Consider the following 14046-nt stretch of genomic DNA (forward strand, 5'->3'; position numbering starts at 1 on the left):
CGGCTCTGGAGCCAATCTGCGATGAACAATGCCATGGCGGCGCCGTCGCCACGCGATCCCCAGGGCGGTGAAGCGCCGACCACGCTGATGCTGGTCTTGCCGCTGCCGCTCTACAGCGTTCGCGGCGCCCGGATGATCGATGCGCAGGCGCGCAACGGCATCTGTCGCTGGCTCGATAATTTCGACCGGATCATCTACTGCCTGCCGCTGCTGGAGGTCGAGTCGGCGCCGGCGGATGCGGTGCCGCTCGACGAGGCGGGGTTCAGCGGGCGCGTGACGATCGAGGCGTTGCCGAACCGGCGGCATCTCGGCGGCTTCATGACGGCGCTGCCAGCGACCGCGGCGCGGCTCGACCGGCTGATCGACCGGGCGACGCACCTGTCGTTCGCGATCGGTGGTCTGTTCGGCGACTGGGCAGCAGTCGCGGCGCTGCGGGCGGCGAAGAAGAAGCGCAAGTTCAGCGTCTGGACCGACCGGGTCGAATCGGCGGTGACCGCGTTCCATGCTAGCCGATCGACGGGGGCGAAGCGGCTCTACTGGACCGGTGTCGCGTTCGCGATGAAGCATTACGAGCGCTTGGTGATCTCGCGGGCCGCGGTCGGGTTGTTCCACGGCGCCGATTGCTACGCCGCCTATGCGCAGTTCAATCCCGCGTCGCACATCGTGCACAACATCCATCTGTCGGAGACGGCGCGGATCGATCCCGAGGAGCTGGCGCGAAAGCAACGTCGGACCGGCACGCGATATCGGATCGTCTATGCGGGCCGGGCGCACGCCGACAAGGGGGTGTCCGACTGGATCGCGACGCTGGCGCTTCTGGCGAACGCGACGATCGATTTCACCGCCACCTGGTATGGCGATGGGCCGGAACTGGAGATGGCGCGGTCGGCGGTTGCGGCTGCGGGGCTGGACCAGCGCGTCGACTTCGCGGGGGCGCTGAAGGATCGCGATGCGATGATGCGGCATATCCGAGAGGCCGACATCTTCCTGTTCTGCCACAAGACCCCCGAATCGCCGCGGTGCCTGATCGAGGCGCTGATCTCGGGAACGCCGATCGTCGGCTATGGCACGGATTATTCGCGCGATCTGATCGCCGAAGATGGCGGGGGGGTGCTGACCGAGGGCGATCCGGCGACACTGGCGGCAGCATTGATCGCGCTCTGTGGAAACCGGCAAGAGCTGGCGGCGCTGATGGGCCAGGCGGCGAGGTCGGGGCATCATATGACCGACACCGGCGTGTTCAGGCACCGGTCGGATCTGATCAAGGCGGCGACCGTTTAGGGGCGTTGTGCCCGGCGGAGAGGCTCTTCCTTCGATTTGGCCCCACACGCCGCACACCCAGGATCCTTCGGCAATGCCAACGTCCGGAAGCGTAGCGCGAGTGCATCGACCAGCAGCAGCTTGCCCGCGCTGTCGTCGCCGAACGGGACGATCGCGCGCAACACCTCGAGCGCGGCGAGGCTGCCGAGGATGCCGGTGACCGGACCCAGAATGCCGTCTTCGGCGCAGCTATTCGCGGCCTGATCGGGGTCTGTGCCGACGAAGCAGCGATAGCAGGGCTTGTTGGGTTGCCAGCCGCGGTACACCGCGAGCTGGCCTTCGAACTGGCCGACCGCGGCGGAGACCAGGGGGATGCGGAGCGCCAGGGCGGCGTCGGCGACCGCCAGGCGGGTCTGGAAATTGTCGCAGCCGTCCAGGACGACGTCGGCACCGGCGAGCAGCGTGGCCGCGTTGCCGGCGTCGATGCGGCGGCGGTGTGCGTCGATCGCGACGTGTGGGTTGATCCGCACCGCTGCTGCGGACGCGGCGATCACCTTGGCGGTGCCGACATCGTCGGTGGCGAAGATCGTCTGTCGCTGGAGATTGGAGCGGTCGACCACATCGTCGTCGATCAGCACCAGCCGCCCGACGCCGGCCGCGGCGAGATACTGGATCGCGGGCGAGCCGAGCCCGCCCGCGCCGACGATCGCGACCCGCGCCGCGCCGATCCGCCGCTGACCGTCGCCGCCGATCTCCTTCAGGACAATGTGACGGGCGTAGCGCGCGAGTTCGTCGGCGCCGAGGGTCATCCCTGCCATTGGTAGGTGACCGGCAGGCGATACCAGCCCGCCCTCAGCCGCTCGTGGTCGGCCACGGTGGCGCCGCGTGCCAGCGTCGACACGAAGCCGACGGTGAATTGTTCGACGGTCGGGCAGTCGATCGCCTGCGGAACGACCTGACGGATCACGCCGCCCGCGCCGACCAGGATCGCGACCGGCACGTCGAGCCGCGACACGCCGGCGGCATCGGGCTCGACCCGGCATCGGCCCGCCGCCACCTCGCTCTGCACGAAGGCCGAGACGTGGAAGCCGTCGGTGCGCAGCGGCCGAGGGAACAGCGGCAACGCGGCCCAATTCGACGGCATCGGCGTGGTCGCCGCCGCCGGCGGGAGGGCGGGCGGTGGCGGTGCGGGCAGCTGCACCGCGATCATGAGCCAGGCCGTGATCATCGTCCGGTGGATCCAAACCCTCCGCTGCCGCGCGCGGTATCGTCGAGCGAGTCGACCTCGTCGAGCATAGCACGCTGGACCGGTGCCGGCACGAGCTGAGCGATGCGTTCCCCGCGGACCACCGCGAACGGCTCGCCGCCTAGATTGGCGAGGATCACTTTCACCTCGCCGCGATAGTCCGAATCGATCGTGCCGGGGGTGTTGAGGCAGGTGATGCCGTGTTTCAGCGCGAGGCCGGAGCGGGGCCGGACCTGGACCTCGTACCCCGGCGGGATCGCGATCGCGAAGCCGGTCGCGACCGCGTGACGCGCGCCGGGTGCGAGCGTCACGTCTTCCGCGGCGACGACGTCCATGCCCGCGGCGCCCGCGGTGGCGTAGGCGGGGAGGGGCAACCCGGCGCCGTGCGGCAGGCGCATCAGCGCGATGCGGATATCGGTCATCGGTCCTGCTCCAGCGTCCGGGCGATCCGCTCCACCAGCTTGGCGGCGACCGCCGCCTTGGGCAGGCGATCCCAGGATTCGACCCCGTGCGCGGTGGCGATGTGGACGGTGTTGGCGTCGCCACCGAACACGTCGCCCGAGACGTCGTTGGCGACGATCCAGTCGGCGCCCTTGCGGGTGCGCTTGGCGCTGGCGTGTTCGATCACGTGCTCGGTCTCGGCCGCGAAGCCGATCAGCAACCGTGGGCGTGCTGGGCTGCGCGCGACGGTGGCGAGGATGTCGATGTTCTCGGCGAGCGCGAGGATTGGCGGTGCGTCGCCTTTCTTGAGCTTCTGCGGGGCGGCGGCGACGCGCCAGTCGGCGACCGCAGCGACCATCACGCCGACATCGGCGGGCAGCGCAGCATCGACCGCGCGCGCCATGTCGGCGGCGGTGACGACATCGACGCGGTCGACTCCGGCGGGGGTGGCGAGATCGACCGGCCCCGCGACCAGCGTGACCCGCGCACCCGCGGCGGCGGCGGCGGCGGCGATCGCGAAACCCTGGCGGCCCGACGAGCGGTTGGCGATGAAGCGGACCGGGTCGATCGGCTCGTGGGTCGGGCCGGCGGTGACGAGGACGTGGCGGCCGTGAAGCGGTCCGCTGCCGGGGCCGAGGAGCGCCTTGTCGATCGCGGCGGCGATCGCCTCGGGTTCGGGGAGGCGGCCCTTGCCGTATTCGCCGCACGCCATCGCGCCCTCGTCGGGATCGAGCACGGTGATGCCGTCGGCCTGGAGCTGGGCGACGTTGCGGACGGTCGCGGGATGGTGCCACATGCGGACGTTCATCGCGGGCGCGACGATCACGCGCTTGTCGGTCGCGAGCAGGACGGTGGTCGCGAGATCGCCTGCGAGCCCTGCCGCCATCTTCGCGATCAGATCCGCGGTGGCGGGGGCGACGACGACGAGATCGGCCTCCCGGCTGAGCTGGATATGGCCCATCTCGCTCTCGTCCTTCAGGTCCCACAGCGTGGTGTAGACCTTGTCCTCGCTGAGCGCGGCGAGGGTCATCGGGGTGACGAAGTGCGCGCCGCCTTCGGTGAGGACGCAGCGGACCGCGTGGCCGCGCTTGCGCAGCAGCCGGACCAGCTCGGACGCCTTGTAGGCGGCGATACCGCCGCCAACGATCAACAGGATGCGCTTCATCGAACCATCCTCGTCACCGTGATCCGTCGCCGATCGAGCGCGCCGACGACGAGATCGCGCACGCCGTCTAGAGCAAAGGCGAGGCCTACCAGCAGGGTCGGCGCCACCAGCAATCCCCAATAGAAGGTGTCGGTGCGGCCGAACAGGGCCAGCACCAACGCATAGCCCGCCGTTATGGCGAGAACGCGCAGTCCCAGCGGATCGCGCCACGCCGCCCAGCCGAACAGCGCCAGCCCGACCAGCGGCGCGGCGAGCCAGAGCGGGGCGAGGCCGAGCGCGGTCGAGATCGTCATCGTGCGCACGAAGAAGCCGAAGCCGAGCAGCCCGCTCCACCCCGGCGATGCCGGATCGAGCGGGCGGACCACCTGTGCCACCGCGTGCGCGTGGAGCCCGACCGCCAGCGCCAGGACGCCGATCGCCGCCGCCCAACCGAGCGCCTCGCGGCGGTCGCCCTCGATCCAGGCGATCGCGGCCATCAGCGCCAGATAGAGCCCCGCGGTCTCGCGGACGAGCACCGCGACCAGCCCGAACGCCACTGCGGGCATCCAGCGGCCCGGCCGGCGGACCGCCAGCGACAGCGCGACGAACAGCCCCGCCCAGACCTCGTGAAAGGCGACGAGATCGGGCTGGACGAACGCCATCATCCCGCCCGCCAGCAGCGCCATCGCCGCGATCACCGGCGGCGGTCGCGCGAACGCCTCCCGCAGTCGCGCGAACCAGGCGAGGGCGGTGGCGGCGGCAAGGAGGTAGAGCAGCGCGGTCGTCACGAAGGCCGGAAGCGCTGCCTGCACCATCGCGAGGGTCGGCAGGCGGAAGGTGACGAACGGGCGGAGCGGGTAGTTGCCCGCGCGCAGCGCGTCGGCGGTAACCGGATAATAGCTGCCGCCGTGGCGAACCCCCTCGACGATCGTCTCGTAGAGCACGACGTCGGACTGGTCCTCGGCGCGATTGGCGGGATCGCCGCTGACCGGCGGCGGACCCGGCGTGCCGAGCGCGAGCAGCGTCGTGGCAAGCAACAGCACCAGCAGCGCGAGCGCCGCGCGCGCGCGCGACGCGGACAGGGTGGCGAAGCGAGAGGGCTGCGCGAGCCACAGGGGAGACGGAGGGCGGCGCATCGCCTGTGCCTACCGCAGCACCAGCAAGGTGGCCGCGACGCTCGCTGCCGCGGTCAGCACCGCCACTACCGCATAGCGCCAGCCGCCGCCGATGCGGATCACCTCGATCTCGGCGAGCGGCGGAGCGGGGGGCTCGCCGCCGGGCGCGGGGTACCGCGCCTCGATCCGGCGGATCAGCTCGGGAATGCCAACCAGGGTGCGGACGTCGGCGATCAGCCGGTCGGCGAGCGCCGCCTCGGGTCCCAGCTCGGTGCGGATCCATTCGCGGACGAACGGCGCCGCCGAATCCCATAGGTTGATGTCGGGATCGAGCGCGGTGGCGACCCCCTCCACCATCACCATCGTCTTCTGCAGCAGCAGCAGATGCGGCTGGGTGACCATGTCGAAATCGCGCGTGATCGAGAACAGCCCGTCGAGCATCATTCCGATCGACATGTCCTTAACCGGCAGGCCGCGCATCGGCTCGCCCACCGCGCGAAGGGCGGTCGCGAACTCGGCGACATTGTGGTGCGAGGGGACGTAGCCCGCTTCGAAATGGATCTCCGCCACGCGCTTGTAGTTGCCGGTGATCAGCCCGTAGAGGATCTCGGCGAGCCAGACGCGTGCGCGGCGATCGATCCGGCCCATGATCCCGAAATCGATCGCGGCGATGCGGTTGCCGGGCAATGCGAACAGATTGCCCTGGTGCATGTCGGCGTGGAAGAACCCCTCCGCGATCGCCTGGCGCAGGAAGGCGCGGATCAGCGTCTCGGCGAGCTTGGGGAGGTCATAGCCCGCGGCGACGAGCGCGGGGCGATCGGACAGTTTGATGCCGTCGATCCATTCCATCGTCAGCACCTTGGCGGTGGAGCGCTGCCAGTCGATCGCGGGGACGCGGAAATCGGGCTCCGCGGTCATGGCCTCGGCGAGTTCGGAGGCGGATGCCGCCTCGCGCCGGAAGTTCAGCTCGCGGGTGGTCCAGCGCTTGAACGTCTCGATCGTCAATCGGGGACGCAGCCGCCGCGCTTCGACGCTCATCGCCTCCAATTGCGCGGCGGCCCATTGGTAGGTCGCGATGGCACGGGTGAAATCGGCCTCGACGCCGGGGCGCAGCACCTTCACCGCGACCTGGCGACCGTCGGTGGTGATCGCGCGGTGGACCTGCGCGATCGACGCGGCGCCGACCGGGATCTGTTCGATCCGAGTGAAAAAGTCGCTCGTCGGTCGGCCCAGGCTCGCCTCGATCGCAGCGTGGATCGTCTCGTACGGCACCGGGGGCAGCGCATCCTGTAGCCGCAGCAGATCATGCGCGGCGACATCGCCGACCAAATCGGGACGGGTGGCGAGGGTCTGTCCGAGCTTGATCGCGGCGGGCCCGATCGCCTGGAACGCATCGGCATAGCGCGGCACCGCGGGCACCCGCGCACCGAACCGCGCGACCCGGGCGAGGCGGCGGACCGGGGCGGGCGTGTTCGGATCGCGCTCGATCCCGCGCAGCGCGCCGTGCCGCGCCAGGATCCGGCCCCAGCGCAGGAGCCGCCAGACATGAACGATGGGGGCGGTCACCAGCGGGTCAAATCTTCCAGCCGCTATGGATCGCGACGAGGCCGCCGAGCAGCGGTTCGACCTTGGTGCGGACGAATCCGGCCTCGCCGATCATCCGTTCGAAGCTCGGCATGTCGGGAAAGCGGCGGATCGATTCGATCAGGTAGCGGTAGCTTTCCGAATCCTGGGCGAGCAGTTGGCCGAGCTTGGGCACCATCCTGTGAGAATAGGCGTCGTAGATCTCGCGGAAGCCGGGCCACAATGTGGTCGAGAATTCCAGGCAGAAGAAGCGGCCGCCGCGGCGCAGCACGCGGTGCGCCTCGCGCAATGCCTTCGGGATGTCGGTGACGTTCCGGATGCCGAACGCGATCGTGTAGGCGTCGAAGAAGCGATCGGGGAAGGTCAGCGTCTCGGCATTCGCCTCGCTCCAGACGAGGCCGGCGATGCCACGTTTCGCCGCGCGTTCCATGCCGACGTCGAGCATCGCCGGATTGATGTCCGCCACCGTCACCGACGCGCCGGATGCGGCGAGCCGGAAGGCGATGTCGCCGGTGCCGCCGGCCATGTCGAGGATCTGTTCGCCCGTCCGCGGCTGGACCCGGCGCACGAAGCGGTCCTTCCACAGCCGGTGCATGCCGCCCGACATCGCGTCGTTCATCAGATCGTAGCGGCGGGCGACGTTGGTGAACACGCCGCCGACGCGGGCGGTCTTTTCGGTCGCGGGAATATCTTCGTAGCCGAAGGAAACGGTATCGCTCATCCGCCCGCTCTAGCCAGTGCTTGTGGCGGCGGCAAACGCAACCTAGCTGGTGACGGTGCCCGAATTACCCGAAGTCGAAACCACGATCCGCGGGCTCGCCCCCGTCCTGAGCGGCCAGCGCCTGACCAAGGTCGAGCCGCGCCGTGCAGACCTGCGCAAGGCGATCCCGGTCGACCTGCGCCAGCGGCTGACCGGCGCGACGGTGACGACGCTGGAGCGACGCGGCAAATACGGCATGATCCTCACCGATCGCGGCGACACGCTGGTCTTCCATCTCGGCATGTCGGGGCGGTGGCGGGTCGATCCCGGCGAGCTGCTGGCACACGACCATCTGCTGATCGAGACGGGGGAGGGGCGGTCGCTGGCGCTCAACGACCCGCGGCGGTTCGGCTTCCTCGATCTGTGGCCGAGCGAATCGATCGCCGTCTATCCGCCGTTCGCGGCAATGGGGCCGGAGCCGCTCGGGCCCGACTTCACCGGCGAGCACCTGCTCGCCGAGCTCGCGGGACGGAGCGCGCCGATCAAGGCAATGCTGCTCGACCAGCGGATCGTTGCGGGACTGGGCAACATCTATGTCTGCGAGGCGCTGCACCTCGCGCGGATCGCGCCGTCGCGCGCGGCAGGCCGGATCGCGCTGTTTCGGCTGGAACGGCTGGCGAGCGCGGTGCGCGAGGTGTTGCTGGCGGCGATCGAGGCGGGCGGATCGACGCTGCGCGACTATGCGCGGCCCGATGGCGAGCTCGGCTATTTCTCCAAGCAGTTCCTGGTCTATGGACGCGAGGGCGAACCCTGCCATTGCGGCGGCGTGGTGCGGCGCCGGACCGAGAACGGACGCTCGACATTCTGGTGTCCCGGTTGCCAGCGCGGTTGACCCGCCGCGCGCCTCTCGCTAAGGGGCGCACCTTCGAGAGGGCGTAGGGTGTTCCCGGCGCCCCTTTTTCATCGAACAGAATCTACGAGGACCGAACATGGCGAACACGCCGCAAGCCAAGAAGCGTATCCGTCGCAACGAGCGTCGCGCCGAAGTGAACGGCGCCCGCGTCGGTCGCATCCGCACCTTCGTCAAGCGCGTCGAGGCCGCCCTGGCATCCGGCGACAAGGCAGCTGCCACCGCCGCGCTGCAGCAGGTCCAGCCCGAGCTGGCGCGCGGCGTCGCCAAGGGCGTGCTCCACAAGAACACCGCGAGCCGCAAGTTCGCCCGCCTTACCAAGGCGTTGTCCGGGATCGCTTGATCCAGCGCACGTTAGGTTAGCGTTTTCGAGCCCGCCGGATGCGAATCCGGCGGGTTTTTCGTTGCCCGGCGTCGCTGACGGGAACGAAAACAGAAACGTAGGATTCACCGCGATTCGCGGACCGACGATCAAGTCGTGGATTGCTCCCTCTCCTAATTTCCCAAGTAGATTCAGCAGCTTGTTAAATATCCGACGCAAAACTGCGGGCGAAACCGAGTCAATCCGGATTATTTAGGAAATGTGACAGGTCGCGCTCTTGCTCGACTCATCCGCAGGCGCATAGATCGCACCTCGCAGCGGCGGTGACCACCGGTCCGCTTCATGACCAGGCAGGAAATGCCGGACGGCCGATCGGCCGAACGGGGGGATATTTTCCGTCGAGTTGCAGCGGTATCGCACGAACGCTCGTGCGGGCCATAGGAGAGGTGTGCGCGTGGGGAATTGGCAGGGAGGACCGACGCAGACGAGCGAGGCCGCACGGGCCTGGACTCGGGTGCGCACCAACCTGCGCGAATCCGCCGGGGCGCGGCTGTTCGACCAGTGGCTGAAGCCGATCGAGCTGATCGAGGAGGAGACCGGCGGCGCCGACGCGGATTCGATCCGGCTCGCGCTGCCGTCGGCGTTCATGACCAACTGGGTCCGCAACCATTATGCCGATCGCCTGAACCTGGAGTTCCGCTCGCTGCTGCCACAGGTCCGCAGCGTCACGATCGAGACCCGCACGCCGGGGCAGGTGCCGGTGATGACCGCGCCGGTGGCGGATGCGGTGCCCGCCGCCGCTGCGACGCGCTCGGCGAGCGAGCAGCCGATCCTCGATCCGCGCTTCACCTTCGACCGCTTCGTCGTCGATGCGTCGAACCGGGTCGCCTACAACGCAGCGCGCGCGCTCGCCGAGCCCGGCGTGCCGCGGTTCAGCCCATTGTTCCTCCACAGCGGCACCGGTCAGGGCAAGACCCACCTGATGCACGGGATCGCGCACGCGTTCCTGGCGACGCATCCCGACGCCACGGTACTGTGCATGTCCGCCGAGCGGTTCATGTACGATTTCGTCGCGGCGATGCGCGGCAGGGACACGTTCGCGTTCAAGCAGCGGCTGCGTTCGGCCGACCTGCTGCTGATCGACGACCTCCAGTTCATCGCGGGCAAGGACGCGACGCAGGAAGAGTTCTTCCACACCGTCAACGAGATCATCGGCGGCGGCCGACGGCTGGTGATCAGCGCCGATCGGTGCCCGCAGGCGCTCGACGGGGTCGAATCGCGGATCGTGGGTCGGCTATCGATGGGGCTGGTCGCGGACATCAAGGCACCCGACCTGTCGCTGCGCCGTGCGATCCTCGACCGCAAGCTCGCCGACATGCCCGAGGCTTCGGTGCCGGCGCCGGTGCTCGAGCTGCTCGCCGCGCGGATCCACGCCAACATTCGCGAGCTGGAGGGCGCGCTCAACCGTGTCGTCGCCTATGCGCAGCTGACCGGCGAGACGATCGACCTCGACTTCGCGGTCGCGACGCTCGGCGACGTGTTGCGCGGGGCGCAGCGGCGGGTGACGATCGACGAGATCCAGAAGCTGGTGTCGTCGCATTTCGACCTCAAGCCGCTCGACCTGGTGTCCGCGCGGCGGGCACGGGCGGTGGCGCGGCCGCGGCAGATCGCGATGTACCTCGCCAAGCGGCTGACGACGCGCTCGCTGCCGGAGATCGGGCGCAAATTCGGCGGGCGCGATCATTCGACCGTGATCCACGCGGTGCGGCGGATCGAGGAGCTGCGCGACACCGACGGCGACATCGATACCGCGGTGCGTTCGCTGATGCGCGAGCTCGAGGCCTGAACCGTTCGCGCGGGTGACACGTTGGTCCGGGTGCAATCCGGAGACCATGATGACCAACGACGACACCGTGAACACCCGCCAGCGCGAGATCGCCACGGAGCATCTGCTCTTCAAGCTGATCGAATATGTCGAGGACCGGCACCCGGGGCTGCTCGACTTCATGGAGCAGAGCCTGGATCATCTCGGCGATCCGGCGCGGGACGACACCAAGGACGACGAACGGGTGCGCCAGATCGCGCGCGGGATGATCGAGAGCGCCCGGAAGGAAGGGGCGCGGTGAGCGGCTGAAGCTTGCGCTGCGGGAGTACGTGACGGTCGGCGCTAGCGGATCAGATCAGCAACCCCACCGCTTCCTGCGCGGCCTTCAGCGTCGGTGCGGCGAGGTCGCGAGCGCGGGCGGCGCCGCGGTCCAGCACGTTGGCGACGTCGGCCCGGTCGTCGAGCAGGCGGGTCAGGCGTTCGCGGATCGGGCTGAGCGTCGCCACCGCCAGATCGGCGAGGGCAGGCTTGAAGGCGCCGAAGCCCTGGCCGGCGTAGCGCGCGAGGACCGCGTCGACGCTTTCGTCGGCGAGCGCAGCGTAGATCGTGACGAGGTTGCGCGCCTCGGGGCGTTCGGCGAGGCCGGTAGCGTCGGCGGGCAGCGGCTCGGGATCGGTCTTCGCCTTGCGCAGCTTCTGAACGATGAGGTCGTCGTCGTCGACGAGATTGATGCGGCTCATGTCCGACGGGTCCGACTTCGACATCTTGGCGGCGCCGTCGCGCAGCGACATGACGCGCGGCGCGGCTTTCGAGATGAACGGTTCGGGCAGGGTGAATAGATCGACCGCGTAATCGGTGTTGAACTTGGTCGCGATGTCGCGCGCGAGTTCGAGATGCTGCTTCTGGTCGTCGCCGACGGGGACGTGGGTGGCGTTGTAGGCGAGCACGTCGGCGGCCTGGAGCACGGGATAGGTGAACAGCCCGACGCTGGCGCCTTCGCGGTTCTTGCCCGCCTTGTCCTTCCACTGGGTCATGCGATTGAGCCAGCCGATCCGCGCGGTGCCGCCGAGGATCCAGGCGAGCTCGCTATGCGCCTTCACCCGCGCCTGGTTGAACAGGATCGCGCGGTCGGGATCGATCCCGGCGGCGAGCAGCGTCGCGGCCATCTCGATCGTGTTGGCGGCGAGCGCACGGGGCTCGACCGTGCCGGTCAGCGCGTGGAGGTCTGCGAGGAAGAACAGGCAGTCGTCGCCCGGCGCCATCGCATCCTGCATCGCCACCCATTGCTTGATCGCGCCGAGATAGTTGCCGAGGTGGAGATTGCCCGTGGGCTGGATGCCGGAGACGACGCGCAAGGGTTTGGCCTTATCTGGAACGGACGAGCTGGCGGATGTCGCGCAGGCGGATCGCGCCGGTCGCGAACACCCCGGCCGCATAGACGACGGCGCCGGTCGCGACCAGCACCAGCATCGCGGTCCAGCGCTGGAGGCTGGTACCGGTGACGTAGGGTGCGAACAGATCGTTGAGGAAGTACATCACCGCACCCATCATCAGCGCCGCGACCAGCAGGCGCCAGGTACGGCGGCGGAGCTGCGCGTCGGCGACGAAATGGCCGCGCCTCGCCAGCGTGCGGTAGAGTAGCGCGACGTTGACGGTGCTGGCGATCGCGGTGGCGAGGGGCGGTCCCATATGGCCGAGCGGGACGATCAGCGCGAGGTTGAGGATCAGGTTCACGATCATCGACACGGTCGCGTAGCGGACCGGGGTGCGGGTGTCGGAACGGGCGTAATAGCCCGGGGTAAGCACCTTCACGAGGATGTAGGATGGCAGCCCGATCGAGAAGGCGGCGAGCGCCTGCGCGGTGGCGTAGGCGGCGGTGGCGGTGAACTTGCCATGCTGGAACAGCGCGGCGACGATCGGCAGGCCGCAGACGATCAGCGCGACCGTCGCGGGCAGGGTGAGCAGCAGCGCCAGTTCCATGCCGCGGTTCTGGGTCTTCATCGCGTCGGCCTCGTCGCCGCGGCCGAGCTGGCGCGAGATCGTCGGCAGCAGCACGGTGCCGAGCCCGATCCCGATCAGCCCGAGCGGCAGCTGGTTCAGCCGGTCGGCGTAATAGATGTAGGTGACCGAGCCTTCCGGCAGCAGCCGGGCGGCAAGCGCGGTCGAGACCACGAGGTTGATCTGCACCGCGCCCGCGCCCGCGGCGGCGGGGCCGATCAATCCCATCAGCTTGCGGACGTCGGGCGTGAGGCGCGGCCGGCGCAGCGGGAGGACGACGCCCGCCCGCTTGCAGGCATACCAGACCCAGAGGAGCTGGAGCGCGCCCGAGACGGTCACCGCGATCGCCTGGTTGCGCGCGGTGTAGAGCGCCTCGTGACGGTGGAAGAACACCAGCGCCGCGATCAGCGTGCCGTTGAGCAGGATCGGTGCGGCGGCGGCTACCCAGAAGCGGTGCAGCGAATTGAGGATGCCACCGAGCAGCGACACCAGGCTGATCAGCAGCAGATAGGGGATCGTCAGCCGCGAGAGCATGACGACGAAGTCGAATTCGGTGGAGGTTACGTCGTTGAACCCGCCCGACAGCATCCAGGTGATCGGCCAAGCCGCCACCTCCATCACCGCGGTCAGGACGATCAACACCGGCAACAGCACCGACAGCGTGTCGCGGGCGAAGGCGATGCCGGTCGGCAGGCCCTTACCCGCGGGATCGGCGACCTTGCGGTTGAACATCGGGATGAAGGCGGCGCTGAACGCACCCTCCGCGAACAGCGCGCGGAACATGTTGGGCAGCCGGAACGCGACCATGAAGGCGTCGGACGCGAAGCCGGCGCCCACGAAGCGCGCGAACAGCACGTCGCGCACCAGGCCCAGGATACGGCTGGCAAGCGTCAGCCCGCCGACCGATCCCAGTGCCCGGGTGAGGTTCATGTGCGAGGTCCCGAACGGACCTTATACCTGGCCGACGTCGCCGAATTCCTGCTGGGTCTTGGCCTCGGCCTGCTGGAGATAGAGCTGGCCGAAGTCGATCGGCTCGAGCAGCAGCGGCGGGAAGCCGCCGTCGCGGACGCAATCGGCGAGCACGCGACGCGCGAACGGGAACAGCAGCCGCGGTGCCTCGCCGAGCAGGAAGGGCTGGACATGCTCTTCGGGGACGTTGCGCAGGCCGAACAGCCCGGCGAAGGTGAGGTCGACGATGAACGCGGTGGTGCCGTCGGCATCGGCCTTCACGTCGATCTTCAGCACGACCTCGTGGACTTCATCGGCCAATTGGCTGGTGCCGATGTTGAACTGGACGTCGATCGCGGGCGGGTTCTGGTTCTGGTAGATCGCGGGCGCGTTGGGGTTCTCGAACGAGAGATCCTTCACATATTGCGAGATCATGCCAGCCGCGGGGCCGGTATCGGCGCCGTTCGCCAGCGGCTGGGTGTCGAGGCTGGTGCCGTTGTCCTGATCGGCCATGAAGATCATCCTTGCTTTGACTGGAAAAAAGCCGGTTGCG

General features: G+C 68.9%; 15 protein-coding genes. 5 read left to right on the plus strand and 10 right to left on the minus strand.

Annotated elements, in window-relative coordinates; translation table 11 throughout:
• Positions 1 to 21: 21 nt before the first annotated feature.
• Complete coding sequence (locus ACT009_RS00685) at positions 22 to 1281, plus strand: glycosyltransferase (RefSeq protein WP_445192494.1); 1260 nt, start codon at positions 22 to 24, stop codon at positions 1279 to 1281.
• Here ACT009_RS00685 and ACT009_RS00690 read toward each other — a convergent pair.
• The 7 genes from ACT009_RS00690 to ACT009_RS00720 are packed head-to-tail and all read right to left on the minus strand — an operon-like array spanning position 1278 to position 7511.
• A complete protein-coding gene (locus ACT009_RS00690) occupies positions 1278 to 2069 on the minus strand; it encodes a HesA/MoeB/ThiF family protein (RefSeq protein ID WP_445192495.1) in 792 nt (263 codons plus the stop codon). The genes ACT009_RS00685 and ACT009_RS00690 overlap by 4 nt on opposite strands.
• On the minus strand, positions 2066 to 2488 hold the full coding sequence (locus ACT009_RS00695; protein ID WP_445192496.1) for a hypothetical protein: 423 nt from the start codon (positions 2486 to 2488) through the stop codon (positions 2066 to 2068). The genes ACT009_RS00690 and ACT009_RS00695 overlap by 4 nt, the downstream gene beginning before the upstream one ends.
• Positions 2485 to 2928 carry a dUTP diphosphatase gene (gene dut / locus ACT009_RS00700; RefSeq protein WP_445192497.1) on the minus strand — a complete coding sequence of 148 codons (444 nt, stop codon included), beginning with the start codon at positions 2926 to 2928 and terminating at the stop codon, positions 2485 to 2487. Before dut ends, ACT009_RS00695 begins: the two co-directional genes overlap by 4 nt.
• Positions 2925 to 4112, minus strand: coding sequence for a bifunctional phosphopantothenoylcysteine decarboxylase/phosphopantothenate--cysteine ligase CoaBC (coaBC, locus tag ACT009_RS00705; protein WP_445192498.1), 1188 nt, complete (start codon positions 4110 to 4112; stop codon positions 2925 to 2927). The genes dut and coaBC overlap by 4 nt, the downstream gene beginning before the upstream one ends.
• Positions 4109 to 5227 carry a hypothetical protein gene (locus ACT009_RS00710; protein ID WP_445192499.1) on the minus strand — a complete coding sequence of 373 codons (1119 nt, stop codon included), beginning with the start codon at positions 5225 to 5227 and terminating at the stop codon, positions 4109 to 4111. The genes coaBC and ACT009_RS00710 overlap by 4 nt, the downstream gene beginning before the upstream one ends.
• Before the next feature lie 9 nt (positions 5228 to 5236).
• The gene (gene ubiB / locus ACT009_RS00715) at positions 5237 to 6772 is read right to left on the minus strand and encodes a 2-polyprenylphenol 6-hydroxylase (protein ID WP_445192500.1); all 1536 of its coding nucleotides are present in this window, start codon (positions 6770 to 6772) and stop codon (positions 5237 to 5239) included.
• Between the two features lie 7 nt (positions 6773 to 6779).
• A complete protein-coding gene (locus tag ACT009_RS00720; RefSeq protein WP_445192501.1) occupies positions 6780 to 7511 on the minus strand; it encodes a class I SAM-dependent methyltransferase in 732 nt (243 codons plus the stop codon).
• Between the two features lie 55 nt (positions 7512 to 7566).
• Between ACT009_RS00720 and mutM the strand changes: the two genes are divergently transcribed.
• The 4 genes from mutM (at position 7567) to ACT009_RS00740 (ending at position 10848) form a co-directional block, all read left to right on the plus strand.
• The gene (mutM, locus tag ACT009_RS00725) at positions 7567 to 8382 is read left to right on the plus strand and encodes a bifunctional DNA-formamidopyrimidine glycosylase/DNA-(apurinic or apyrimidinic site) lyase (RefSeq protein WP_445192502.1); all 816 of its coding nucleotides are present in this window, start codon (positions 7567 to 7569) and stop codon (positions 8380 to 8382) included.
• A 97-nt stretch (positions 8383 to 8479) separates the two neighbouring features.
• Positions 8480 to 8743: a 30S ribosomal protein S20 gene (gene rpsT / locus ACT009_RS00730; RefSeq protein ID WP_445192503.1), complete on the plus strand. Its 264-nt coding sequence runs from the start codon at positions 8480 to 8482 to the stop codon at positions 8741 to 8743.
• Between the two features lie 433 nt (positions 8744 to 9176).
• A complete protein-coding gene (gene dnaA, locus ACT009_RS00735) occupies positions 9177 to 10568 on the plus strand; it encodes a chromosomal replication initiator protein DnaA (protein ID WP_445193961.1) in 1392 nt (463 codons plus the stop codon).
• A gap of 49 nt (positions 10569 to 10617) precedes the next feature.
• A complete protein-coding gene (locus ACT009_RS00740) occupies positions 10618 to 10848 on the plus strand; it encodes a hypothetical protein (protein WP_445192504.1) in 231 nt (76 codons plus the stop codon).
• 49 nt (positions 10849 to 10897) lie between these two features.
• On the opposite strand, the gene trpS is transcribed toward ACT009_RS00740, so the two are convergent.
• Genes trpS through secB form a run of 3 tightly spaced genes read right to left on the minus strand, consistent with a single transcriptional unit; the run spans position 10898 to position 14006 of the window.
• On the minus strand, positions 10898 to 11902 hold the full coding sequence (trpS, locus tag ACT009_RS00745) for a tryptophan--tRNA ligase (protein ID WP_445192505.1): 1005 nt from the start codon (positions 11900 to 11902) through the stop codon (positions 10898 to 10900).
• A gap of 10 nt (positions 11903 to 11912) precedes the next feature.
• Entirely contained in the window at positions 11913 to 13475 is a 1563-nt protein-coding gene (gene murJ, locus ACT009_RS00750) for a murein biosynthesis integral membrane protein MurJ (RefSeq protein ID WP_445192506.1), read from the minus strand.
• 21 nt (positions 13476 to 13496) lie between these two features.
• Positions 13497 to 14006 (minus strand): protein-export chaperone SecB, encoded by a 510-nt coding sequence (gene secB, locus ACT009_RS00755; protein ID WP_445192507.1) that lies wholly within the window; start codon positions 14004 to 14006, stop codon positions 13497 to 13499.
• Positions 14007 to 14046 lie beyond the last annotated feature (40 nt).

This window comes from Sphingomonas sp. Tas61C01 (genome assembly GCF_052567495.1).

Coding starts and splice junctions, on each gene's coding strand:
- ACT009_RS00685 (WP_445192494.1), top strand. CDS start 22: ATGAACAATGCCATGGCGGCGCCGTCGCCACGCGATCCCCAGGGCGGT.
- ACT009_RS00690 (WP_445192495.1), bottom strand. CDS start 2,069: ATGACCCTCGGCGCCGACGAACTCGCGCGCTACGCCCGTCACATTGTC.
- ACT009_RS00695 (WP_445192496.1), bottom strand. CDS start 2,488: ATGATCACGGCCTGGCTCATGATCGCGGTGCAGCTGCCCGCACCGCCA.
- dut (WP_445192497.1), bottom strand. CDS start 2,928: ATGACCGATATCCGCATCGCGCTGATGCGCCTGCCGCACGGCGCCGGG.
- coaBC (WP_445192498.1), bottom strand. CDS start 4,112: ATGAAGCGCATCCTGTTGATCGTTGGCGGCGGTATCGCCGCCTACAAG.
- ACT009_RS00710 (WP_445192499.1), bottom strand. CDS start 5,227: ATGCGCCGCCCTCCGTCTCCCCTGTGGCTCGCGCAGCCCTCTCGCTTC.
- ACT009_RS00720 (WP_445192501.1), bottom strand. CDS start 7,511: ATGAGCGATACCGTTTCCTTCGGCTACGAAGATATTCCCGCGACCGAA.
- rpsT (WP_445192503.1), top strand. CDS start 8,480: ATGGCGAACACGCCGCAAGCCAAGAAGCGTATCCGTCGCAACGAGCGT.
- ACT009_RS00740 (WP_445192504.1), top strand. CDS start 10,618: ATGACCAACGACGACACCGTGAACACCCGCCAGCGCGAGATCGCCACG.
- murJ (WP_445192506.1), bottom strand. CDS start 13,475: ATGAACCTCACCCGGGCACTGGGATCGGTCGGCGGGCTGACGCTTGCC.
- secB (WP_445192507.1), bottom strand. CDS start 14,006: ATGGCCGATCAGGACAACGGCACCAGCCTCGACACCCAGCCGCTGGCG.